Source organism: Streptomyces sp. GD-15H (assembly GCF_045291515.1).
GTDB lineage: Bacteria > Actinomycetota > Actinomycetes > Streptomycetales > Streptomycetaceae > Streptomyces.
On record NZ_CP149447.1, the window covers coordinates 2,400,632 to 2,424,324 of the forward strand.

The 23,693-nt window shown below is 72.4% G+C and carries 19 protein-coding genes and 3 pseudogenes; 6 read left to right on the plus strand and 16 right to left on the minus strand.

The features are described from left to right. Positions 1–10: 10 nt before the first annotated feature. The gene (locus WJ438_RS11290) at positions 11–2,113 is read right to left on the minus strand and encodes a hypothetical protein (RefSeq protein WP_406725117.1); all 2,103 of its coding nucleotides are present in this window, start codon (positions 2,111–2,113) and stop codon (positions 11–13) included. A 269-nt stretch (positions 2,114–2,382) separates the two neighbouring features. On the opposite strand from WJ438_RS11290, the gene WJ438_RS11295 reads away from it, so the two are divergent. The 5 genes from WJ438_RS11295 to WJ438_RS11315 all read left to right on the plus strand — a co-directional run bounded on the left by WJ438_RS11295 (position 2,383) and on the right by WJ438_RS11315 (position 6,232). Further along, entirely contained in the window at positions 2,383–3,009 is a 627-nt protein-coding gene (locus WJ438_RS11295) for a hypothetical protein (protein WP_406725118.1), read from the plus strand. Positions 3,010–3,152: 143 nt separating this feature from the next. Continuing rightward, a complete protein-coding gene (locus WJ438_RS11300; RefSeq protein WP_406725119.1) occupies positions 3,153–3,794 on the plus strand; it encodes a hypothetical protein in 642 nt (213 codons plus the stop codon). A gap of 87 nt (positions 3,795–3,881) precedes the next feature. Beyond that, positions 3,882–4,490 (plus strand): hypothetical protein, encoded by a 609-nt coding sequence (locus WJ438_RS11305; RefSeq protein WP_406725120.1) that lies wholly within the window; start codon positions 3,882–3,884, stop codon positions 4,488–4,490. A gap of 131 nt (positions 4,491–4,621) precedes the next feature. Continuing rightward, positions 4,622–5,635 (plus strand): EcsC family protein, encoded by a 1,014-nt coding sequence (locus tag WJ438_RS11310; RefSeq protein ID WP_406725121.1) that lies wholly within the window; start codon positions 4,622–4,624, stop codon positions 5,633–5,635. A gap of 315 nt (positions 5,636–5,950) precedes the next feature. Further along, a complete protein-coding gene (locus tag WJ438_RS11315; RefSeq protein ID WP_406725122.1) occupies positions 5,951–6,232 on the plus strand; it encodes a hypothetical protein in 282 nt (93 codons plus the stop codon). A gap of 42 nt (positions 6,233–6,274) precedes the next feature. On the opposite strand, the gene WJ438_RS11320 is transcribed toward WJ438_RS11315, so the two are convergent. The 12 genes and pseudogenes from WJ438_RS11320 to WJ438_RS11375 all read right to left on the minus strand — a co-directional run bounded on the left by WJ438_RS11320 (position 6,275) and on the right by WJ438_RS11375 (position 18,615). Then, positions 6,275–6,925: a thymidine kinase gene (locus WJ438_RS11320; protein ID WP_406725123.1), complete on the minus strand. Its 651-nt coding sequence runs from the start codon at positions 6,923–6,925 to the stop codon at positions 6,275–6,277. 58 nt (positions 6,926–6,983) lie between these two features. After that, positions 6,984–8,234: an alkaline phosphatase family protein gene (locus tag WJ438_RS11325; protein ID WP_406725124.1), complete on the minus strand. Its 1,251-nt coding sequence runs from the start codon at positions 8,232–8,234 to the stop codon at positions 6,984–6,986. Beyond that, positions 8,234–8,830: a DUF5998 family protein gene (locus tag WJ438_RS11330; protein WP_406725125.1), complete on the minus strand. Its 597-nt coding sequence runs from the start codon at positions 8,828–8,830 to the stop codon at positions 8,234–8,236. The genes WJ438_RS11325 and WJ438_RS11330 overlap by 1 nt, the downstream gene beginning before the upstream one ends. Before the next feature lie 81 nt (positions 8,831–8,911). After that, positions 8,912–9,295 (minus strand): monovalent cation/H(+) antiporter subunit G, encoded by a 384-nt coding sequence (gene mnhG, locus WJ438_RS11335; protein WP_406725126.1) that lies wholly within the window; start codon positions 9,293–9,295, stop codon positions 8,912–8,914. Positions 9,296–9,371: 76 nt separating this feature from the next. Next, positions 9,372–9,557: pseudogene (locus WJ438_RS11340) on the minus strand (sodium:proton antiporter); the annotation flags it as partial. Further along, a pseudogene (locus WJ438_RS11345) lies at positions 9,554–10,116 on the minus strand (Na+/H+ antiporter subunit E). The pseudogenes WJ438_RS11345 and WJ438_RS11340, both read right to left, overlap by 4 nt. A 41-nt stretch (positions 10,117–10,157) precedes the next feature. Then, positions 10,158–11,752: pseudogene (locus tag WJ438_RS11350) on the minus strand (Na+/H+ antiporter subunit D). Continuing rightward, positions 11,749–12,042, minus strand: coding sequence for a hypothetical protein (locus tag WJ438_RS11355; RefSeq protein WP_406725127.1), 294 nt, complete (start codon positions 12,040–12,042; stop codon positions 11,749–11,751). The pseudogene WJ438_RS11350 and the gene WJ438_RS11355 overlap by 4 nt, the downstream one beginning before the upstream one ends. Then, positions 12,033–12,293 carry an NADH-quinone oxidoreductase subunit K gene (locus WJ438_RS11360; RefSeq protein ID WP_406725128.1) on the minus strand — a complete coding sequence of 87 codons (261 nt, stop codon included), beginning with the start codon at positions 12,291–12,293 and terminating at the stop codon, positions 12,033–12,035. The genes WJ438_RS11355 and WJ438_RS11360 overlap by 10 nt, the downstream gene beginning before the upstream one ends. Next, positions 12,290–13,549 (minus strand): hydrogen gas-evolving membrane-bound hydrogenase subunit E, encoded by a 1,260-nt coding sequence (mbhE, locus tag WJ438_RS11365; protein WP_406725129.1) that lies wholly within the window; start codon positions 13,547–13,549, stop codon positions 12,290–12,292. The genes WJ438_RS11360 and mbhE overlap by 4 nt, the downstream gene beginning before the upstream one ends. A 56-nt stretch (positions 13,550–13,605) precedes the next feature. Continuing rightward, the gene (locus WJ438_RS11370) at positions 13,606–15,132 is read right to left on the minus strand and encodes a proton-conducting transporter membrane subunit (protein WP_406725130.1); all 1,527 of its coding nucleotides are present in this window, start codon (positions 15,130–15,132) and stop codon (positions 13,606–13,608) included. A gap of 561 nt (positions 15,133–15,693) precedes the next feature. Further along, positions 15,694–18,615 carry a GNAT family N-acetyltransferase gene (locus tag WJ438_RS11375; protein WP_406725131.1) on the minus strand — a complete coding sequence of 974 codons (2,922 nt, stop codon included), beginning with the start codon at positions 18,613–18,615 and terminating at the stop codon, positions 15,694–15,696. A gap of 174 nt (positions 18,616–18,789) precedes the next feature. Here WJ438_RS11375 and WJ438_RS11380 point away from each other — a divergent pair, with 174 nt between their 5' ends. Next, a complete protein-coding gene (locus WJ438_RS11380) occupies positions 18,790–19,071 on the plus strand; it encodes an HPr family phosphocarrier protein (RefSeq protein WP_406725132.1) in 282 nt (93 codons plus the stop codon). Between the two features lie 322 nt (positions 19,072–19,393). On the opposite strand, the gene WJ438_RS11385 is transcribed toward WJ438_RS11380, so the two are convergent. The 3 genes from WJ438_RS11385 to WJ438_RS11395 all read right to left on the minus strand — a co-directional run bounded on the left by WJ438_RS11385 (position 19,394) and on the right by WJ438_RS11395 (position 23,376). Continuing rightward, positions 19,394–20,167 carry a M23 family metallopeptidase gene (locus tag WJ438_RS11385; RefSeq protein ID WP_406725133.1) on the minus strand — a complete coding sequence of 258 codons (774 nt, stop codon included), beginning with the start codon at positions 20,165–20,167 and terminating at the stop codon, positions 19,394–19,396. 414 nt (positions 20,168–20,581) lie between these two features. Then, positions 20,582–21,985, minus strand: coding sequence for a M16 family metallopeptidase (locus tag WJ438_RS11390; RefSeq protein WP_406725134.1), 1,404 nt, complete (start codon positions 21,983–21,985; stop codon positions 20,582–20,584). Further along, positions 21,982–23,376 carry a M16 family metallopeptidase gene (locus WJ438_RS11395; protein WP_406725135.1) on the minus strand — a complete coding sequence of 465 codons (1,395 nt, stop codon included), beginning with the start codon at positions 23,374–23,376 and terminating at the stop codon, positions 21,982–21,984. Before WJ438_RS11395 ends, WJ438_RS11390 begins: the two co-directional genes overlap by 4 nt. Between the last annotated feature and the right edge of the window lie 317 nt (positions 23,377–23,693).

Genomic DNA, 23,693 nt, shown 5'->3' on the forward strand with positions numbered 1-23,693 from the left:
GCCGTCTCCTTCAGTGGGCGTCGGTGTGCGGGAGGTGCTGGATGGTGAGCGTGCCGTCGGCCATGCCGGCCGCCATCACGCGGGTCAGGTCATCGAGCGCGGCGGTCTGCTCGCGCAGTAGTGCAGCCCGGCTCTCGATCTCGGTGAGGATGGCCTCGTAGAGGTCGGCCTCGGCGCGGCTCAGGTCGGGGACGACCAGGTCCTCGATACGGCGGGACGCGCGCACGGCGCCGCTGGTGCGGGCGTGCTCGGCGGCGGCCGCATAGAGCAGCGCGGCCAGCACCCGGGGTCGTACGGGCGGGTCGGCGTCGGGGTGGACGCGCAGGATGCGGGCCGGGGCGGCGACCAGGGACAGGCCCTCCGCGTCGACGTGGACGCCGAAGTGCGGATGGGCGGTGACGACAAGATCCCCGGGCTCGGTGAACTGGGCGTGCTCGTAGGCCGTGAGTAGGATGCCCCGGTCGATACGGCGGCCGCCGATGCGGACGGTGCCGAGGACCTCCTCGGGGGTGAGGACCGTGTAGTGGCCCTCCGGGGTGAGGTGCTCGGGGGCGAAGCGGTGCCCGGGGCGGCGGCGCAGACGGCGGGTGCGCAAAAGGCGCCCGACGGACGTACGGCGTACCGGCTGCGTCTCGGGGCGCAACTCCGCCTGGGCGTTCAGCCGGAGTTCCCCCTCCCGCGCACGCTCCTGAATCTCACTCAGCCGGCGCTCCAAGTCCGCGATGAACGCTGGGCGTTCCACCACCGTCCGCATGTGACGGGACGCGAGCGTGCGGTGCTGCGGAGTGAACGCGGCGCCGGGACGGCCGTCGAGGTCGGTGCCGTGGACGATGGCGGCATGGCGCGGTTCGTGACGCAGATCGGGGGTCCAGCCCGAGGCGCGCCAGATGGCGATGTCCTCGGCGAGGGTGTCGAGGACCGGCTCGGTGAGCGGCCGGGCAGAGTAGTCGGCGAGGAGGACGAGGCCGGTGCGCTGCTCCTCGGGAACACGGGCAAGGACCCAGACCGCCGTACGGTAGCCGGGGCGGTAGGCGTAGGCGCCGTCGGGGAGGCTGATCGCCGCCTTGAGTAAACCGGGCTTCAGGAAGGAGCGGCGCAGGCGGTCGGCGTCGCCGTGCCGGGCGAGGGGGCCGGTGAGGGCGTCGGCGGGGCCGAGGACGACGGCGGTGGCGCCGGTGTCGAGGTAGTCGGTGAGGGCGGCGACCTGTTCCAGGACGGCCTTGGGGTCGCGGGTTTCGGCCGCTTCGTAGGGCAGGGCGCAGACGAGGAGGTTCGGGTAGCCCCATTCGTCGGCGGACAGCTCCTCGCCTTGGACGACGTCGAGCCGGAACTCGTACACGCCGCGCGCCAGCATCCGTCGGTGTACGAGGCGTACGCGGGAGTGGTCGGGGTCGGCGGCCAGGTAGCTGTGGCCGGAGTCCTCGGCGGCGTGGTCGTGGAGGGCTGCCAGGAGATCGCCGGCGCGTGCGTGCGGGACGGCAACCACTGCCCCCTCATCGAGGGTGTCGACGCCGGAAAGGGCCGTGAGGGCGCGGACCACGGCCGGAGTGAGCTCGTCGGCGGCCAGTTCGCGGGAACCGAGGCGGTGGCGGGCCTGGAGGATCCAGTCGAAGGCCTCGGTGGGGTTGTAGGCGGCGTCGATCAGTTCGTCGGCGAGTTCGGCGAGGGCCGGGCCGGTGCGGTCCGGGTCGGGCAAGGCCCGCAGTTCGGAGAGGAGGAAGCGGTCGTCGGGGTCGAGGCCGGCGGCCCTCTCCAGGACCGCTTTCCAGGGCTCACCGTCGGCGACGGGGGCGTCGAGCTGCTGGTGCAGGCAGACCAGGGAGGTCAGCGCGCCGATCAGGACGGACGCCGGCAGGAAAGGGGTGCGCCAGGCGGCCAGGGTGTGGAGAGCGAGCTCGGCGCGGAGCCGGCGGGGGTCGGTGTTGCCGCGGCCGGTCGAGGCAAGCCAGTCGACGACGGCACGGGCGTCGAACAGGGGACGCCCGTCCTCGTGGGCGACGGGAGCGGGAAAGTCGGGGTGCCGACGAGCCCAGGTGGTGGGGACCGGGCGCTTGACCTGGGCGAGGGCGGCAATCTCGGCGTAGGTGATCCGCCAGGCCGGCGTTTCGGGCAAGATGGGGGGCGTCTTCGAGGCCGTGTGTATCGCCATCGGACTTGTTCCCCCTCTCCCCCTGTGCCCTTGAGGCCGGCGTCCTCGCCTCGGCGCCTCACGGTCCGCCCCTTCTTCGGCGGGGCAGGCGTCAGCAATCTACAGCCGGCCAGGCATGCACAACACAACCCACCTGATAATACGGGTTATCACTGATCTCCCAGCTCGCTTGCCGGAACGGCGGGCACCTTGTGATGGCCAAGTGCCACGACGCCGCCCGGAGGATCACCGCGATGAGTCACACGCCCCCGATACCGCCCAACACCCCGCAGCCCTCCGGCGTCGGCGGCATGCCGAGCTGGGGCGCCGTACCGCCGGTGCCGGGACCGCCGACCGGTGGCGGGCAGCCCCCGATGGGGCAGCCGATGAGGCCGAAGCCGTCGCGCCGCAAGGCCTGGCTCACCCACGGCGCGACCGCGTTCGTCGCACTCATGGTCGGCGCCGGCATCGGTGGCGACGGGGACTCCGGCGGTACGGACGCCTCCGCCGCTCCTGCCCCGGCCGCCACCGTCACCGAGACCGCGGCACCCGAGGCCGCCGAGCCGAAGCCCGCCGCCACGGTCACCGAAGAGGTCACGGTCACGCCGAAGCCGGCCAAGAAGCCCGGACCGGACACCACGATCGAGGGCGACGGCCAGTACCTCGTCGGCGAGGACATGCAGGCCGGCACCTACAAGACCGCCGGGCCCGAGAAGAACAGCATCATCGAGAACTGCTACTGGGCACGCACCAAGGACGCCTCCGGGGAGTTCGGGGCGATCATCGCCAACGACAATCTCCAAGGTCAGGGCCGCGTGACGGTCAACAAGGGCGAGTACTTCGAGACCAACGGCTGCCAGAAGTGGGCCAAGGTCGGCTGACCGGCCGCCGCACACGCCGCCGCGCTCGTGGGGGGACGCGGCGGACCCGGGGCGAGCGGTCGGCCGAGACCCGACCGCCCGCCCCGTCCTTCCCTTCCGCCTTCTCACCGCCACCCGCCCGATGTGAACAGGAGGGTCCGTCGATGGGCCGTCGTTCTCCGCTCGCCCACGCACCCCGCCCCGCTCTCCGAGGCCGCCGGCAAGTGCACTTCGACGGTGCGGTCAAGTCCGTCGGCCAGGCGCCGATCGTCCTCGCCACGGACGCCTCCGTCAGCGCCGACAAGGTCGGCACCGGCTACCTCGCCACCACCGGCGAGACCGGACTGCGCGCCCACGACTACCCGCACTACCTCACCACGCCCCGCGCCCGCGTGGTCGTCACCGAACTCCGGGCCGTGTACTGGGGGTTGAGGCGAGTCCTCGCGGCGCACCCCGGACGGTCCGTCGAGGTGCGCGTCGACAACCTCGACGCCCTGGAGCTCCTGCACGAGTGGCAGCGCGGCGGCGACCGGATGCCGGACGGGTACGAGACCCGGCTGCGTTCGCAAGGGCGTCGGCCCAGCCTCGTCAAGCTGCAGATGTACGCCGAGTACACGCCCGGCCTGACCTTCGTCCACGAGAAGGCCCACGTCGGCAACCCGCTCAACGAGGCCGCCGACTCCCTGGCCAAGCTCGGCCTGCGCTCCCTGCGCGGCAGGGTGCCGGTGACCGAGATACCCCGGCTGGTGCCGCTCTGGGCGAGCGGGGCACTGACCGAGTACCGGCGGGGAGGAGACGGGGGCTGAGTTCCGCATCCGTATGCCTTCCCTCGCCCTCCGCCGCACCTCCACACCTTCGTGCCCTCATCCTTCGTACCGAAAGGAAATCCCGCGATGTCCGTCCCGGAGCAGCAGCCGCACCCCCCTCCCCCGAACACGGCTCCCGAGGCGTCCGGGGTGCCAACCGAGGAGCCGGGGCCCGCGTCCGCCTCCGCCTCCCGCTGGTCGCGGCTGTCACGCGGCACGGTCCTCGCGATCGGTGCCGGGCTCGGCGCCGCCGTGGTGGGAGCGTGCTGGGCAGGGGTGTCGCTGGCCGGTGGCAACGGGACCGACGTGCCCGCAGCTGGTGCGTCCGCTTCGCCCTCCGTGAGCGCCGAGCGGGTCGAGGACGTGGAGGGGCCGTTCAGCACCGACGGGACCCTCACCGTCGCCGGGATCGGCGCGGGTCTGGACCCCGAGGAGCTGTGCTCCGGGACGGGCGGCTACTCCGACATCGACTTCGGCACCCAGGTCAACGTCACCGACGCCGCCGGAACCCTTGTCGCCGTGGGGAGCCTGGGCTTCGGCCAGAAGACGGAGCAGGGCTGCGAGTTCCCCTTCACGGTCGACGACATCGCACCGGGCTCGAAGTTCTACACGGTCGAGGTCTCCCACCGCGGCGGACTCACCCAGACCGAGGACCAACTGCGCGCGGGTGGCCTCGCTTTCACCCTCGGCGACTGAACGGCCAACCGGCTCTGGATGAGCGCATCCCCACCCCTTGTCGGAACTTGCCACCGGAAGATGTACTTCACCCACGTGTCGGCCGGTAGGGCACCGTGGACCCAGTGATCACAGTCGAAACGGAGAACCTCATGAGCACTTACGCCGACCCACTCGTCGACGGTGCACCCCCGATGAGCGCGTACGAGGGGCAGGTATGGGACACGCTCAACGAGCACTGGGAGCGCCGCAACAACCGCCGTGGTCTGCCGAACTGGGCGAGCGCCGCGCTCGGTCGCACTGGTGAGGCCGCGGGAAACGCCGCGAGACGGGTCAAGGGCGCTGTGCCGGAGGCGGTCGCGGAACCGATCCGTCGCGCAGGCGACGCGGTCGCCGACACGGCCATGCGACCGGCGCTCGCAGGCGCGGCAGCGTTGCTCGAACTGGTCAACGACTGGGCCATGGATCTCAACGATCCGAAGAACGTCGAGAAGCTCGCCCGCAAGCGAGGTTTCGAAATCGACAGTTTCACCGAACTACGGCAGCAGGACCTCCAGGTCTGCGACCGGCTGCTGACCCGCAACACCCTCAAGTGGCGGACCACCGGAGCATTCGAAGGCGGCGCCATGGGCCTGCTGGCCATGGTCCCCGTCGCCGGTATCCCCGTCGCGATGACAGCGGACATCCTCGTCGTCCAGGTCCTGAGCACGTCGATAGCATCGCGCATCGCGTACTCCTACGGCTACGACGCCAAAGACCCCAAGGAGCAGGACTTCATCCAACGCCTGGTACAGCGGTCCTTCATGGCACAGGCGGTCAAAGCCAAGCCATTGCATGAGGCCGCACAGGCAGCAAATGCGATCAAGGGACGCGTGAGGTGGTCGAACAAGCTCCGTCAGGACCACCGCCTCCTGGCCGCCCTCGAGAAGTTGATGCAGCAGCTCGGCCCGGCCGGCTCCAGGGTGCCGGTCAAAAACGTCGCCAAGGTCGTGCCGTTCGTGGGTGTCCTCATCGGTGCCGGCATGAATTCCGCGGTCCTCGGCAGGGTGGCCGCCGACGCCCAGCGGTACTGCCAGACCCGGTTCCTGTGCGAAAAGTACGGGCTGCCGCTGCCGGCCGCACTGGCGACCGACTGGGACGACGACCCCCAGACTGACGCCACGTAAGTGTCGGAATAGGGATGCGAGTTCCCCTTCACGGTCGACGACATCACACCGGGCTCGAAGTTCTACACGGTCGAGGTCTCCCACCGCGGCGGACTCACCCAGACCGAGGACCAACTGCGCGCGGGGGCCCCGTGTTCACTCTCGGCGACTGAAGCGAATCCCGGCTCGGATTGCCCCTGCGCCTACTTGTTCCCACCGGGTGCCCTGATGCGGACTGTGGGTACCTGCACCCTTTCGGGTACAAGTCCTCCGCCCCGGCGTCCCGTTCGTTCACGGGGCGCAGGGGGCCGGGGAAGACGTCGAAGAGGAGCACCCATGGAGCGCACCACCCACGTCAGCAGCGACGGGCTCCGCCGCGTGGACGCCGTAGGCCCTTCCGTGATCCCGGGCTGGGACCTCGTCTACGACAAGCCTGAGAACAACGCCCAGGTCATCCGCAGGGAGGAAAGCACCTACGCGCTGGCCTGCACGCTGCACCTGCACGCCAAGGCGCTGTCCACGCAGAACGAAGAGCGCCACTGGCGCGAGACCGGCGGATGGTGCCCCGGCTGTGTGGCCGGACTTCCGCCGGTCGGAGCCGATCAGGCGCGCAGCTGACGGCCCGGCCCTCCCCGCTCGGCGCAGCCGCACCAGCCGACGTCAGGGTTGGGTGATCGGCAGCACGTCCGGTGACAGAGCCGCCGCGCGGGCCGTGGCGGCCGTCATGCGGCGGCGGTGGTGGCGGCGGCACAGGACCTCGTAACCGATCTCGTCCGCGGAGTCGGTGACATCGCCGACCACCACTTGGGCGCCCTCCACGACCATGACTCCGCCGACGGTGCGGGCGTTGTGGGTGGCGCGGGCGCCGCACCAGCACAGGGCCTCGACCTGGAGCACCTCCACCCGGTCGGCCAGTTCGACCAGGCGCTGGGAGCCCGGGAACAGCTTGGAGCGGAAGTCGGTCGTGATGCCGAAGGCGTAGACGTCGATCTCCAGGTCGTCCACCACCCGTGCGAGCTGGTCTATCTGCTCCGGTGCCAGGAACTGTGCCTCGTCCGCGATCACGTAGTCCGCGCGCCGGCCCTGCGTGAGGTGGTCGACGAGGTGCGTGTACAGGTCCGCGCGCTCCCCGACCTCCACCGCGTCGGTGACCAGGCCGAGACGGGAGGACAGCTTCCCCTCCCCGGCACGGTCGTTACGGGTGAAGATCATGCCCACCAGGCCGCGCGCCGAGCGGTTGTGCTCGATCTGGAGAGCCAGCGTCGACTTCCCGCAGTCCATCGTTCCGCAGAAGAAAACCAGCTCGGGCATGGGAGGTGGGGCACCTTTCGGCGGGGACGGGCTGGGTCGGGGACGACGGCCGGGAGCCTCAGGAGCGTACTTCGAGCAGCGGGACCAGCTGCTCGGCAGGGGTCAGCGAACCGTGGTTGCCGACCATCGCCGACTCCTTCGGCTCCCGCTCCGAGGCGATGATCAGCACGTCGTCCCTCGCGGCGGCGACCACATCGCCGATGCGGTGGTACACGCGGTCGTCGATGCGGGGGCCGAACCAGTCCGCCGCGATCGCCTCGTCCCGCGAGGCCACCCAGAACTGCTCGCCGAGCACCTCGCGCCAGCACGTCAGTACGTCGTTCCCGGCGCCGGGAACTGCGTAGACGTGGCGGGCGCGGCCCTCGCCGCCGAGCAGGGCGACCCCGGCGCTCAGCTCCCAGTCGTGGTCGAAGTCGATGCGGTGCTCCTCGTCGAAGGGCACGTCGACCATCCCGTGGTCGGCGGTGACGTAGAGCGCGCTGCGCGGCGGGAGTTGTTCGGCCAGTCGCTGGACCAGGCGGTCCACGTACATGAGCTGGCCGCGCCAGGTGTCGGAGTCGACGCCGAAGCGGTGTCCGGCGCCGTCGACCTCGGCGTAGTACGTGTAGACCAGGGAGCGGTCGGCGGCGGCCAGCTGTTCGGCCGCGAGGTCCATGCGCTCCTCGCCGGACAGCCGCCCGTGGAAGGTGCCCCCGCTCAGCGCGACCTTCGTCAACGGCGTGTGGGCGAAGGCGGGCGAGGACACCTGGGCGGCGTGCACCCCCGCGCGGTGGGCCAGCTGGAAGACCGTGGGGTGCGGCTGCCAGGTGTCGGGCCGGGTCCAGGGCTGCCAGCGCAGCTGGTTCATCAGCTCGCCGGTGTCCGGGTTGCGCACGGTGTACCCGGGCAGGCCGTGCGCTCCGGGCGGCAGGCCGGTGCCGACGGAGGCGAGGGAGGTGGCGGTGGTGGCCGGGTAGCCCGTGGTGATCGGCCGTCCGGTGCCGCCGCGCGAGCCGGGCAGCAGGGACGCCATGAACGGGGCTTCCTGCGGGTGCGCCTTCAGCTGCTCCCAGCCGAGGCCGTCGATCAGGAACACGCAGTTCCGGTCGGCGGGGCGCAGCTCCGGGATCGCGGCGGTGAGGCTGGGTACGCCCATGCCCGCGGCGAGCGTGGGCAGCAGGTCGGCCAGCGAGCCGGTGCCGTATTCGGGCCGGGGCGCGGAGGCCGGGGCGAGGGGCTCGGGGTGGGCCCCGGGGGTGAGGGGCCAGGCAGTGGTGTGGGCGGCCGGCGCGGGGTTCGGGGTGTGCGGGGTCTCGGAGGTGTGTGTCATCAGTTCGTGGGGTCCGCGGTCGCCTCGGAGAGGGCCTGCGCGAAGGCGAGCGCCTGGCGCACCGTCTCCGGTCCGTCCCCGGCCTCGCTGACCCGCAGGCTGAGGTCGTCGGCGGTCGAGCTGCCGGTGTAGCCGTGGTCGGCTTCGCAGTTGGGGTCGCCGCAGGCGGCCGGCTCCAGGTCGAGGCGGGAGACCGCGCCCCAGCCGATGGTGAGCACGATCTCACGGGGCAGTGTGCCCGGCTTGTACGACTCCGGATTGGCGACCACGCGGCTGACCACGATCGACGAGATCCGGCTGAGCTTCACCGACTCCGTGGACGTGGTGGCGTAGGGCGTCGGGGAGGTGGTGTCGGCGGCCTGCTCGTCGGTGTGGCTGACGATGAAGCGGTTGCCGGTGAGGACGAGCACGGTCACATGGCGCCGCACCTCGTTCTGGTCGAACGTCGTCTCCTGGTGGACCAGGTACGACCGGACGGGCTCGCCGCCCACGGCGGCCTCCACCGCCTCCGCCACGAGGGCCGGGTAGTAGCCGCTGCGCTCGATCGCCGTCCGCAGCCCCTGGGTCGTCGTACTGGTCTTGGCCATGGCGCCCATCCTACGGGGGGCCACTGACTGCGAGGCACCGGTCGTGGCACTCCCCCGCGCGCGGGTCCGGGCCGGCCGGGCGTCGGGGCTTCACCGGTCCGCGTCCTCGCTCGGCGGCTGCTCGTCCACCGGAGTGCCGTCCCGCGCGAGGCGGTCGGCGAGTTCGTCCCGGAACAGCGTGCGGCGGTCGAGGGCCTGGACGCGGTAGGCGGTACGGCCGACGATCTGGCTGGTGATCGGCGCGGTGAGCAGTTGGAACAGGATGACGAGCAGCAGCACCGGCGCGTAGCGCAGGGGCATCTGCGCGGCGGTTCCCGCCAGGATGAGCAGCAGGCCGAGCGTCTGGGCCTTGGCGGCCGCGTGCAGGCGTCTGCCGATGTCCGGGAAGCGGAGCAGTCCCACGGAGCCGAGCAGGCAGAAGAGCGCGCCGGCCGGGAGCAGGACGGCGGTGATCACGTCGGACACGGCGGTCATCGCAGGCCGGCCCTTTCTCGATCAGGTGGGCGGCCGTCACCGATCCGGTGAAAGCGAGCAGGGCGAGGACGACGAGCACGGGCAGGGGCGCGGTGTCCTCGCGCAGGGCCATGCCCACGGCGGTCCCGGCGATGATCATCGTCAGGAGGACGTCCAGCGCCACGATGCGGTTGAGCGCGTCCGGACCGCGCACGAGTCGCAGCAGGGTGAGCAGTCCGGCCGCGGCCACCACGGCCAGGGTGGCGGTGTACATGACGGTCATGGTGTTCTGCCTCCTTGATCGGGGTCGGGGGAAGGCCCCGGGTCGGGGGAAGGCCCGGAGCCGTCGTCTCCGGGCGGTCCGGTGGGGCGGCGGGTGCTGCCGACGGCCCGCGCGACCTTGCGCTCCACGGCCTGCACCGCCTTTCTGCGGCGGGCGAGGTCGGCTTCGTCGCGGACCGGGAGCGTGTGGACGTACAGCCGTTGCCGGCGCCGGTCGATCTCCACCACCAGCGTGCCGGGCGCGATGGTCGTGAACTCGGCCACGGCGGTGATCAGCAGGTCGCTGTCGACCTGCAGCGGGACTTCGACGATCGCGGCGGTCGTTCTCCCCCGTGCCTCAGGACCTGCCAGGCGACGGTGGCCCCGGACCCGACGAGATCGGTCAGCAGGTCGATCAGCAGGCGCCCGATCGCCAGTGGTCGGGGCACGGCCCCCGGCAGGACCGGCGGCAGGGAGAAGGTCCCGACGACGGCCGTGGCGACGAGCAGGCCTCCGACGAGGACCACCGGGCTGACGGCCCCCCACAGCAGGATCCACAGCAGCCACAGCCAGCCGACCATGGGCAGGTGGTGCCGGACCCGGCCGGTGTTCTCCCGGCGGGTCAACGGTCCCCCTCGGTCATGACGACGGAGCGGTACGCCCGCGGGTCGAGCAGTTCGTGTGCGGCTTGTTCGCCGACGTGGGCGAGCGGACCCGCACAGACGGCGACCGCGACGCTGGTCACCACCATGACGGCGGTGGCGGCGGTCATCAGCCCGGCTCCGTTCCGGTCGGCGCGGCGCCCGGGGTGGCGAGCGGTGTCGGGGGCCGCCGGCTCGCCCCACGGTGCCGGGGCCCGGCGGTCGGCGTCACGGCGGTCGGCGTCACGGCGGTCCGGGTGCGGCTCCTGCCGCATGAAGGCCCTGGTCCACACCCGGCTCATGGCGTAGAGCGTCAGCAGGCTGGTGAGCAGGGCGGCACCGCGGCGAGGGCGTACGCCGCGGTGCCGCCCTGCCGCACACCGGCCCGCAGCAGGGTCAGTTTGGCCACGAACCCGGAGAACGGCGGGATCCCGGCCAGGCTCAGAGCGGGGACGGCGAACAGCACGGCGACCACCGGCGTCGGGGGCGGCCGCTGTGCCATGCGGTCCAGGCCCGTTGTCCCCGTGTGGCGTACGGCGAGGGCGGCGGCCAGGAAGAGCGCGGCCTGGACGACGATGTGGTGGACCATGTAGAGGACCGTGCCGGTGAGCCCGATGGCGTCGAACAGCGCGAGCCCGAACAGCATGAAGCCGATGTGGCTGACGAGGGTGAAGGACAGCAGCCGGTTGACGTCGTCCTGCGCGAGGGCGCCGAGGATGCCCACGACCATGGTGGCGATCGCCACGCAGGCCAGCAGGGTCCACACGCTGGAGCGCGGAAAGAGCAGCGTCTGGGTGCGCAGCAGGGAGTAGACGGCGATCTTGGTCAGCAGTGCGGCGAACACGGCGGTGATCGGCGCCGGTGCGGTGGGGTAGCTGTCGGGCAGCCAGAAGTGCAGGGGGACGATCGCCGCCTTGATGCCCAGGACGGCCAGGAGCAGCAGGGCGAGCGCGCCGCGCAGGCCGTCGGGGAGTTCGGCGAGCCGCGGCCCGAGCTGGGCCAGGGTGACCGTGCCGACGGCCGCGTACACCAGGCCGACGAACGTGAGGAACAGCAGCGAGGACGTCAGGCTGATGATCGTGTACGTCATGCCGGCCCGGGTGCGGTTTCCGTCGGCGTCCAGGGTGATCAGGACGTAGGAGGCGGCGAGCAGCACTTCGAAGGCCACGAAGAGGTTGAACAGGTCGCCGGTGAGGAAGGCCAGGCTCACCCCGGTGACGAGCAGCAGGTAGGCCGGGTGGAAGACCTCCGCCGTGCTGCGGCGTTCCTCGGCGGTTCCCTGGCCGATGGCGAAGAGCAGCACGGCCAGGGTCACCAGGACGGACACGGTGAGCAGGAGTGCCGACAGCCGGTCGGCGACGAGCGTGACGCCCAGCGGGGCCGGCCAGCCGCCGACGTGCACGGCCTGCGGGCCGCGGGTGTCGGCGAGGACGAGCAGAACCACCGCGTCCGCCAGCACGCCCGCCAGTACGAGGGCGCTCATCACGCGGACCACCCGGCCGGGCAGGCTGAGCAGGGTCACACCGGCGCCCAGGACCGGCAGCACCACGGGCAGGGCGAGCAGCAGCGCGGTCATCGGTGTCCCCCCGGTGCGGTGCCGTGGCCGCGGTGGTCCGGCTCACTGTCGTCGCCCTCGACGCCGCCGGGTTCGGCACCGTCGCCGAGGTCGGCACCGTCGTCGCGGTCCGTTTCCTCGTGTGGGCCGCTCACCTCGTCGGCCCAGGCACGCTGCAGGGCGATGTCGATGCGCCGGTCCTCCACGTCGTCGCGCACCTCGTCGCTGCCGGACAACCGCCAGGAGCGGTAGGCGAGGGCCGTCAGGAACGCCGTGAGACCGAACGTGATCACGATCGACGTCAGCGCCATGGCCTGGGGCAGCGGGTCGGCGGGCTCCGCCGGGTCCACCGGCCGCCCGTCCAGTACCGAGGCCGGCCGGGGGTGCCGCCGGCGACCAGGAGCAGCAGGTTGGTGCCGTGGCCCAGGAGGATGAAGCCGAGGACGATCCGCATCAGGGACCGGTGCAGCATGAGGTGGAAGCCGATCGTGAACAGGCCGCCCACCACGACGGCCATCGTCACGTCGAGGGTGTTCACCGTGTTGTCCACCGCGCCGCTCACCGAACGGATCCCTCCCCTTCCCGGGCCGCCGCCGCACCGGCCTCTCCGAGCGAGACGCCCACCGCCGACAGGAGCTTGAGGACGACACCGACCACGAGCAGGTAGACGCCGACATCGAGGAACAGGCTGGTCGCCCATTTCACCTCGCCCACCAGCGGCAGGTGCCAGGTCATCAGACGGCTGTCCAGCGGTGTACCGCCGACGGCCGGCGGCGCCAGGCCGACGACCGCCGCGATCACCAGGCCCGTGCCCGCGACCGCGACCGGGCGCAGGCGTACGGCGGCGCCGAGGTCGGCCTGTCCGCCGACGAGGTACCGCAGGACGAACGCCAGCCCCGCCACCAGGCCGCCGGAGAATCCTCCGCCGGGGCGGTAGTGCCCGGAGAACAGCAGGAACAGCGAGAGCACCAGGATCGAGGGGAAGAGCAGCCGAATGGCCACTTCCAGCAGGACCGAGCGCTCGCCGCCGGGCCGTTCACCGGCTCCCGGCAGCCAGGTCTGCCGGGGCTCGTCCCAGTGCGTCGTGGGGAAGCGGGCGGGCGGTTCCTCGTCGGCGGCCCGTACCGCGCCGCGGTCGCGGAACCGGACCAGGCTGCCCACCCCGACCGCCGCCACCAGCACGACCGAGATCTCGCCCAGTGTGTCCAGGGCCCGGAAGTCGACGATGATCGCGTTGACGACGTTGTAGGCGCCCGTCTCCGCCGCCCGGCGCAGGTACCCGGGCGAGATCACCGGGGCCGTACGCGCGGAGGCCGCCGCCAGCGCGAAGCAGGTGACGACGGCGCCGACCCCGACGGCCACCGCGCCCCGCAGCACACGCCCCGGCACCGACCTCCGGCCGGGATCGAACCGGGCCGGCATCCGGCGCAGCACCAGCACCACGACGACCAGCGTCATCGTCTCGACCAGGAACTGGGTGAGCGCCAGGTCCGGGGCTCCCCGTACCAGGAACAGGCCCGCCGCGCCGTACCCGACGGCCCCGGTCAGCAGGACGGCGGTGAGCCGGTGCCGGGCGGCCACCACCGCCGCGGCGGCGGCCAGCATGACCACGGCCAGAACCGGTTCGAGCGAATACCGCCACAGTGGCGGTGACCCCAGCGACGGTGCCGCCGCCACGAGTGCCGCGCCGGGCACCGCGATGACCGTCGCGAGCAGCACGGTCAGATAGGCGGGCAGCGAGCCGACCTGGGTGTGCCGGGTCAGTGTCACGGCCAGCCGGTCCACGCCCTCGATCGCACGGTCGTACGCGTGCTGCACGTCGGGCAGGCGCGGCAGGCGGTCCGCCGCGGTAGCGCGATGTCGGAGCGCGTGGATCAGGGGACCGGCGACGAGCGACAGTGCGGACAGCCCGAGTACCGGAGTGAACCCGTGCCACAGGGACAGTTCGTACGGTCCGCCGGCCCCGGCGGATAGGCGTCGGCGTAGGCGGTGGTCAGGGCCGCCGTGCCGGTGTGCGCCACGCCCAGCACCAGGCCCGCCCCGGACAGTACGGCCACCGGTGCGACGAATCCCGCCTCCGGGCTCCGCGCGGACCGCGCCGTCCTCCCCGACGGCGGCCCGCCGAAGGCGCCGTGCAGGAATCGTGCCGCGAACGCCACGGTCAGCGTGGAGCCGCACACGAGCACCGCCGTCAGCTGGTGGTGGCCGGCGAGTTCGGTGCCGTGCAGGAACGCGTCCAGGGCGGCTTCCTTGCCCAGGAAGCCGACGAGGGGCGGCAGACCGGCCATCGACGCGGTGGCGAGTGCCGTGACGCCGAACAATATGGGCAGCCGGCGGCCCAGTCCCGACAGCTCCCGGATGTCGCGCGTACCTGTGTGGTGGTCCACGATCCCGACGGACAGGAACAGCGCCGACTTGAACGCCGCGTGCGCCAGCAGCATCACCGCCCCGGCCAGTGCCGCCGTACGGGTACCGGCGCCCAGCAGGGCGGTCAGCAGGCCGAGTTCGCTGACGGTCCCATAGGCGAGGAGCAGCTTCAGGTCGGTCTCGCGCAGCGCCCGCCACGCGGCCACCACCATCGTGGCGAGCCCCACGCCGAGCACCATCGGCCGCCACGGCGTCACGTCGGCCAGGGCGGGCGCCAGGCGGGCGATCAGGTAGACCCCGGCCTTGACCATCGCCGCCGCGTGCAGGAAGGCGCTGACCGGTGTGGGGGCCACCATCGCCGCGGGCAGCCAGCCGTGCAGCGGCATCTGCGCGGACTTGGTGAACGCGCCGACCAGGACGAGCACCACGGCGGCGGAGACCGCGCCGCCCCGTGGGGGGTCCGCGAGGATCGCCGAGACGCGGTACGTGCCGGCCGCCCGGCCCAGCACGAGGAAACCGAGCAGCATCGCCAGGCCGCCGGCCGCCGTCACCAGCAGTGCCTGACGGGCGGCGCGCCGCTGCTCGGCCCGCTTTCCGCGCCCTGCGATCAGCAGGAAGGAGGCGACCGTGGTCAGCTCCCAGAAGACGTACAGCACGAAGAGGTTGTCCGCCAGGGCCAGTCCGGTCATCGCCCCGGCGAAGGCCAGCAGCAGAGCGGCCAGGCGGCCGGCGTCACGTTCGACGTAGTACCGGCAGTACAGCAGCACCAGTGCTCCGACACCGGCCACCACCCACAGCATCAGCAGCGACAGGGCGTCCAGGCGCAGATCGACCGTCAGGCCGAGCGCCGGAGCCCAGTGCAGGGACTCCCGGTACGCGCCGCCGTCCAGAACGCCCGCCACCCGCGTGCCCGCCCAGACCACCGTCGCCAACGGCACCAGGGCCGCCACGGCCCACACCGCGTGGCCGAGTCGCCGCTCCCACCAGGGGATCGACGCTGCGACCGTCGCGTAGGCGGCCAGCAGGACCAGCACGTCAGCACCTACTCCTTCACGGCGGCCCGACCGCTGATGCGCGAGCGGCCTCCGCTCGAGCCTTGGCGGTTATGTCTGGTTCGTCGTCATTCAGTGCTCTGTGTAGCAGGGAGAGCCGTCCGGAGGGGCATCGCCGCGCCACGAACGGCGCCGGGCGTGCGGCTCGGCGGAACCGCACGGCATCCCGTTCAGGGGCGGCACACGGTGCGCGCACGAGGTCGGTGATCCGCGTCGGGCGCCCGCACACGTGTGCTCGACAGATCGGCGGATCGACGGATCGACGGATCGGCCGAGAGCACGACGGGGGACGGCGGGGGACGGCGGGGGGTTCGGCGGAGAGTCCGGCGCTCATGACTCCTGCGGGCGGCGTGCCGGGCCAGGGGGGTCCGGTCCTGTCGGCGTCGATGACCCCGAGGTGTATGCCGTTCTCTCAGTTCATCGGACGGGCGGGCCGGTACCGGCGTACCCGTCCTGCGACCGGGGCGCGGGTGGCCCGCTCGACGCACCGTCAAACACCCGGCGGCCTGCCGGGTGGGAACGCCCGAGGGCCGACGCCGGCCCTCAGTACGCCGGGAGCGTCCGGGGGCCGAGGTCGTCGCGGGCGGGCGGCGGGGCCAGGCGTACGGAGGCGCTGAGGACGCTCACGCCGTGGGTGGCGACGACGACCGGCTCCAGGGCGACGGCGACGACCTCGGGATGGTCGTCGACCAGCCGCGACACCCGCAGCAGCAGTTCCTCCAGCGCGGGGGTGTCGACCGGGGTCGAGCCGCGCCAGCCAAACAGCAGGGGCGCGGTGCGGATCGACCTCACCAGGGAGGTCGCCTCCCGGTCGGTGACCGGGATCAGCCGATGCGCCATGTCGCCGAGCAGCTGCGAAGGGGGTCCGGCGAGCCCGAAGGACAGCACGGCACCGGCCGCGGGATCGATCACCGCGCGGACGATGGTGTCGACACCGCGCGGCGCCATCCGCTGCACGACGGGGCGCAGCTCCTCGGGTGTGCCGAGCTGATGGGTCAATTCGGCGTACGCCCGGCGCAGTTGCTCCTCGTCCGCCAGGTCCAGCCGTACGCCGCCCAGGTCGGCGCGGTGCCTGAGGTGCGGGGCGGTCACCTTGAGGGCGACGGGGTGGCCCAGGGTGCGGGCGGCCTCGACGGCGGCGTCGGGCGTGGGAGCCGGGAGGGCGCGGTGCACGTGGATGCCGTAGGCGCCGAGCAGGTCGCAGGTCTCCTCGGTGCCGAGGGTGAGGCTTCGCCCGCGGGTGAGCTGCGCGTGGATGAGTTCGGCGGCGCTCTTCTCGTCGATGTCCTCGTACCCGGGCACCCTGCCGGGGTCGGCGGCGTCCCGCCGCCACTGGGCGTAGGTGACGGAGTGGGCGAGGGCACGGACGGCGCGTTCGGCGGCGGGGTAGGCGGGGATGAGGTGGGCGCCCTCGGGAAGGATCACGGGCGCGGGCGGACTGCCGTCGGCGGGTGCGCGCTCCCCGGCCGACGGGGCGGGGCGGGGCGGGGCCGCCGCCAACGGGGTGGGCCGGGGCGGGACGGACGACTCCGTCTGCGGGGCCGTGCTCGCCGCCGCCGACAGGGCCTCCGCCAGGCCGCCGAGCTCCACGTGCACCACCAGGACCGGCTTGGACGGGGTCGCGGCGGCGGCCGAGCGCAGCGCCTCGGCGAGCCCCGTGTCGTCTGCCGGCCTCCCCAGTGCCGGGATCGCGGTCACGACCACCGCGTCGCAGGTGTCGTCGGTCAGCGCCCGGGACAGGGCCGCGTGGAAGTCCGCCGCCGACGCCGCGGTGGTGAGGTCCAGCGGGTGGTGCGGACGCAGCCCTTCGGCGAGGCATGCCTCGTAGGTGAGCAGCCCCAGGGACTCGGAGTTGCCCAGGATCGCCACCCGGGGCCCGGACGGCAGCGGCTGGCGGGCGAGCAGCAGGCCCGCGTCGACCAGTTCCGTGATGGTGTCCACCCGGGTCACCCCGGCCTGCCGCAGCAGCGCGGAGACGGTCTCGTGAGGCAGTCGCGTCGCGCGCACGGCGTGCCCGCGGGGCCCTGCGCTGTGGCGGGCGCCCTGGACCACGACGAGCGGCTTCACCGCCGCGGTCCGGCGGGCGAGGCGGGTGAACTTGCGGGGGTTGCCGATGGACTCCAGGTACATCAGGGCGACATCGGTGTCCGGGTCGTCGTACCAGTACTGCATGACGTCGTTGCCGGAGACGTCGGCGCGGTTGCCGGACGAGACGAAGGTGGACACGCCCGTGACGCCGGTGACGCCTCCGCCGCGCCGGTGCAGCCGCGACAGCAGGGCGATGCCGATGGCTCCGGACTGGGCGAACAGGCCGATGCGGCCGGGGCGCGGCATCTCGGGCGCGAGCGAGGCGTTCAGCCGTACGTCCGGGGAGGTGTTGATGACGCCGAACGCGTTCGGTCCGATGATCCGCATGCCGTACGTGCGCGCCTGCCGGACGAGGGCGCGCTGGCGTTCGCGGCCCTCGGGGCCCGCTTCGGCGTATCCGGCGGACGTCACGACGAGCCCCCGCACTCCGTGTTCGCCGCACTCGGCGACGACCTCGGGGACGTGCTCGGCGGGCACCGCGACGACGGCGAGGTCGACCTGCCCGTCGATGTCCCGCACCGAACGGTGGGCAGGCACCCCGTCGCTCCCGTCGATGCCGGCGAGTTCCTTCTGCTCCGGCGGGAAGGCCTTGTTCACGGCGTACAGGCGGCCGGTGAACCCGGCGGCCCGGATGTTGTCGAGGAGGCTGCGGCCCACGCCGCCGGGCCTGCGGCCGGCGCCTATGACGGCGACCGAGCCGGGGGTGAGCAGGCGCCGCACGGAACGGGCCTCGGCGCGCTGTTCGCGCGCCTGCTGCACGGCCAGCGAACGGTCGGTGGGTTCGAGGTCGAACTCCAGGCGGACGACACCGTCCTCGAAGCTGCGCTTCTGGGTGTACCCGGCGTCCGTGAACACCTTGATCATCTTGCTGTTGGCCGGCAGCACCTCGGCGGCGAACCGGCGAATGCCGCGCTCGCGCGCGACGGCGGCGATGTGTTCGAGGAGGGCGGATGCGATGCCCCGGCCCTGGTGGGCGTCCTGCACCAGGAAGGCGACCTCGGCCTCGTCGGAGACCGGAGGGGCGGGCGTTCCGGCGGGTGCGGTGGGCGACGGGTGGGAGGAGGCGGGTGTTCCGTCGGGGCCGATCCGGTCGTAGCGTACGGTGGCGACGAACTCGCCGCCCACGGTGGCCGCGAGTCCCACCCGGTCCACGAAGTCGTGGTGCGTGAACCGGTGCACGTCCTTGGCGGACAGGCGAGGGTAGGGCGCGAAGAAGCGGTAGTACTTCGACTCGTCCGACACCTGCTCGTAGAAGCTGACCAGGCGCTCGGCGTCATCAACGGTGATGGGCCTCACGCGCGCGGTGCCGCCGTCGCGCAGCACCACGTCGGCCTCCCAGTGGGCGGGGTACTCATGCCGGTCCGAGGAGGTCTGCATGGGCCCCAGAGTACGGCTCGCGTACGACAACGGCGCGAGGCAGTCTGTGGGGACAAGGTCCGGACCGAGGCCGCGGTCCGGTGTCGCCGGAAGCGGGAACGCGTGCCGCTCCCGGTGTGGTTCACGATATGGGAAACTGGTCTAGACAACCTGAACACCGAAGGGCAGCAACACATGGCTGAGCGCCGCGTCAACGTCGGCTGGGCCGAGGGCCTCCACGCCCGTCCCGCCTCCATCTTCGTCCGAGCCGCCACGGCCACAGGCGTCCCGGTGACGATCGCCAAGGTCGACGGCAACCCCGTCAACGCGGCCTCCATGCTGGCCGTTCTCAGCCTGGGCGCCGAGGGCGGCGAGGAGGTCGTCCTCGCCTCCGACGCCGAGGGCGCCGACGCCGCCCTGGACCGTCTGGCGAAGCTGGTCTCCGAGGGCCTCGAGGAGCTGCCCGAGACCGTCTGACAGGTCCTCCGGCAGCGAGTGGAGCCGCGTCGCCCCTTCCGGGCGGCGCGGCTCCGTTTCTTCGAGAAAGACGCCGCGCTCGTGGAAAATGCAGCGAAATCACGTCTCCACATACGCACGACCGACCTCCGGGAAATCCCCGTAAAACGTCGGCGAGCGACACGTGCTTTGTGGCTCCATTGCAATGAGCGGGAATTTCCGAAGATGAGCGGGAAGCCATGCGTATTTTCGGAAAACCGGCCGCCCGGAACGCGGAAAGCCCCGGCTCGGGAACCGAGCCGGGGCGTCAGAGGTTCATGCCTCGGGTCACAGGCGCCTCGGGTCAGAGGTGCACGCCGTGCGCGCGGAGGTAGGCGACGGGGTCGATGTCGGAGCCGTACTCGGCGGTCGTACGGGCCTCGAAGTGCAGATGCGCGCCGGTGACGTTGCCGGTGGCGCCGGAGACGCCGATCTGCTGCCCCGGGGCGACCTGCTGTCCCACCGAGACGGTGAGGGACGACAGGTGGGCGTACTGGGTGTACGTGCCGTCGTGCATCCTGATGACGACCTGGTTGCCGTAGGCGCCGCCCCAGCCGGCCTCCACGACGGTGCCCATGCCGACCGAGAGCACGGGGGTGCCGCTCGCGGCGTGGAAGTCGACACCGGTGTGGCTGCCGGAGGACCAGACGGCGCCGCCGGACAGGTAACCGGTCGAGACGTAGGAGCCCGCGATCGGGGACACGAAGGTGTGGAGGCGCTTGCGCTCGGCCTCCCGCGCGGCGCGCTCCTCGGCTTCGCGGGCCTCCTCGGCCGCCTCCGCCGCCCTCTCCCTCGCTGCCTCCTCGGCGGCCTCGCGCGCGGCGGCCCGGGACGCTTCCCGCGCGGCCTCGTGCTGGGCGGCCGCCTGGGCGTCGACCCGGGCGGCGACTTCGTCGCCCATGGCGACGACGGGGGTCAGGCCGGTCCGTTCCGCGGCGGGTCCGGCGGCGAGCGCCGGGGTCGCGAGGGAGCCGACGACACCTGTGGTGGTGAGGGCCGCGACGCCCGCCGCCTTGGCGGTGCCGCGGTGCGTGCGGCTGGGACGACGGTGCTTCCCGGTGGCGCGTGTGAACGCCATGTAGGGGGTGGTCCTTTCCTTCCCTCTCGCCTACCGGGACAGCGGTGGGGTCCCCAGGCTGTTCAGGCCCTAGGGGAGGGTTCGGAGCAGGAAGGTCTCCTACGGGCCCCCTCGCGACACGCGTGGGCGTCCGATTCACCTCAGGGACTGCATGATCGGGTACCCGGCTCCCCTCGGCTCGCGCCGTACGGGGACTCGGCGAGGGCTGTCCGGTGCCGCGGGTGCGGCGCACTGCCCGACGAACAGCCCGGATGACGCTAAGCGGGGCATCTTCCCATTCCCAAACGAATCCCGGCTTTTGTAGCGCATCCCACAGGACAGACAGGCTCCATTCATCCCCATTCGGTCATATGTGGGCCCTGGTGGCTTTCGTCTCACCAGGGCCCACATGCGCGCGCTTCGCTTGCGTGTCGTCTACTCGGCGGGCACGACGGTGACTTCGCCGATGCCGAGTGCCTCGACGGGCGCCTTGATCTGCGCCGCGTCGCCGACCAGGACGGTCACGAGGCGGTCCACCGGGAAGGCGTTCACCACGGCCGCGGTGGCCTCCACGGTGCCGGTGGTGGCGAGCCGGCGGTACAGCTCGGCCTGGTAGTCGTCGGCCAGGTGCTGCTCCACCTGGTCGGCCAGGGTGCCGGCGACGGCCGCGGCGGTCTCGTACTTGAGCGGCGCGACCCCCACCAGGTTCTGCACGGCGACGTCACGCTCGGCGTCCGTGAGGCCCTCCGCGGCGAGCGTGCGCAGCACCGTCCACAGGTCCTGCAGGGCGGGTCCGGTGTTCGGGGTGTCGACGGAGCCGCTGATGGCGAGCATGGCCGCGCCCGTGGACCCTCCGGAGGGAGAAGGGGACGCGGACCTCAGGACCTGGCCGAACGCCCGTACGCCGTAGGTGTAGCCCTTCTCCTCGCGCAGGACGCGGTCCAGGCGGGAGGTGAGGGTGCCACCGAGGCAGTAGGTGCCGAGTACCTGCGCGGCCCACACGCGGTCGTGCCGGTCCGCTCCGACCCGGCCGATCAGCAGCTGCGTCTGCACGGCGCCGGGGCGGTCCACGATCACGACCCGACCGGTGTCGTCGGCGACGACCGGCGGAACGGGCCGCGGCTCGGCGGCCGATCCGGTCCAGGAGCCGAGGGTGTCACCGAGCAGCTCGTCCAGGTCGGTGCCGGTGAGGTCACCGACGACCACCGCGGTGGCGGTCGCGGGGCGGACATGCTTCTCGTAGAAGGCGCGTACGGCCGACGAGTCGATGCCGGCCACCGTCTCCTCGGTGCCCTGTCGCGGGCGGGACATGCGTGAAGTCGCCGGGAACAGCTCCTTGGAGAGTTCCTTGGCGGCACGACGGGAGGGGTTGGCCAGCTCGTGCGGGATCTCGTCGAGACGGTTGCGGACGAGGCGTTCGACCTCACTGTCGGCGAACGCGGGCGCCCTGAGGGCGTCGGCGAGCAGCCCGAGCCCCTTGGCGAGCCGTGAGGCCGGCACCTCGAGGCTCAGGCGCACGCCGGGGTGGTCGGCATAGGCGTCCAGGGTGGCGCCGCAGCGCTCCAGTTCGGCGGCGAACTCCTCGGCGGAGTGCTTGTCGGTGCCCTCGGAGAACGCCCTCGCCATGATCGTGGCGACACCGTCGAGACCGTCGGGCTCGGCCTCCAGGGGCGCGTCGAGCAGCATCTCGACGGCGACGATCTGCTGGCCGGGACGGTGGCAGCGCAGGACGGTCAGACCGTTGCCGAGCGTGGTGCGTTCGGGGGCCGGGAAGGCCCAGGGCTTGGCCTCGCCCGCCTGCGGCTGGGGGTGGAAGTCCATCGTGGCGAGCTCGGTCACTTCGCCGCCTCCTCGTTCTCGTCGGTGCCGACGACCGCGGCTTCTTCTGTGCCGGCGGCCGCTGCTTCTTCGGACTCCCCGGTCTCGGCGGCGAGGGGCTCGTAGACGAGCACCGCGCGGTTGTCCGGGCGCAGGCGGGCCTTGGCGACCTCCCTGACGTCCTCGGCGGTCACGTCGAGGATGCGCCCGACGGCGGTGAGGGCGAGCTGCGGGTCACCGAACAGGACGGCGTACCGGCACAGTTCGTCGGCCCGGCCGGCGACGGTGCCGAGCCGGTCCAGCCACTCGCGCTCCAACTGGGCCTGGGCGCGCTCCATCTCCTCGGCCGTGGGGCCCTCCTCGGCGAACCGGGCGAGCTCCTCGTCGATCGCCGCCTCGATGACCGGTACCTCCACGTCACCGGACGCCTTCACGTCCAGCCAGCCCAGGGAGGGCGCCCCGGCCAGCCGCAGCAGGCCGAATCCGGCCGCCACGGCCGTACGGTCCCGTCGCACCAGCCGGTTGTAGAGCCGGGAGGACTCGCCGCCGCCGAGGACGGTGAGCGCCAGGTCCGCGGCGTCGCTCGCGCGTGTGCCGTCCTCGGGCAGCCGGTAGGCGGCCATCAGCGCACGCGCGGGGACCTCCTCCTCGACGAGCTCACGCAGTTCCTCGCCGAGGATCTCGGGCAGCGAGCCGTCGCGGGGCTCGGGCTTGCCGTCGTGGGACGGGATGGAGCCGAAGTACCTCTCGATCCAGGCGAGCGTCTGCTCCGGGTCGATGTCACCGACGACGGAGAGCACGGCGTTGTTCGGCGCGTAGTACGTGCGGAAGAAGGCGCGGGCGTCCTCCAGGGTGGCCGCGTCCAGGTCCGCCATCGAGCCGATGGGCGTGTGGTGGTACGGGTGGCCGGCCGGGTAGGCGAGGGCGGTCAGCTTCTCGAAGGCCGTGCCGTAGGGAACGTTGTCGTAGCGCTGGCGGCGCTCGTTCTTGACGACGTCCCGCTGGTTCTCCATGGACTCCTCGTCCAGGGCGGCCAGCAGGGAGCCCATGCGGTCGGCCTCGAGCCAGAGGGCGAGCTCCAACTGGTGGGCCGGCATGGTCTCGAAGTAGTTGGTCCGCTCGAAGCTGGTGGTGCCGTTGAGCGAGCCTCCGGCGCCCTGGACCAGCTCGAAGTGACCGTTGCCCTTCACCTGCCCGGACCCCTGGAACATGAGGTGCTCGAAAAGGTGAGCCAGGCCGGTGCGTCCCTTGACTTCGTGGCGCGAGCCGACGTCGTACCAGAGGCACACCGCCGCGACAGGGGTCAGGTGGTCCTCGGAGAGCACCACGCGCAGGCCGTTGGCCAAACGGTGCTCGGTCGCTGTCAGGCCGCCGGAGCCTGCCTGGGCTGTGGCCGTGTGACCCATGGGCATGTACGTCCCTTCGATCGCGGAGGCGGTCGTCGCATCCGCCGTTTGTGCCGGTCCTGCCACTGTATGCAAGCGTCCGGAGCACCGGTGAAGTTCCCGGACGGGACCGGGTTCGCCCAGAGCGAGAACCGCGGGTGCCGGGTGGGGCGAGGGATACGAACGTGGCCTGTGGGGCGTTTGAGGTGCGTGGGGCGTGTCCTCCAGCGCTACGCCTCCGTCGGCGGAGGCCCTGGCCCGCTCGCGGCGCCGACGGCAGGTGCGCGTACTCTGCTCGCGCCACCGGCCCCGGCTCCCGACGGAAGGCCGCGGCGGGGTCCTGG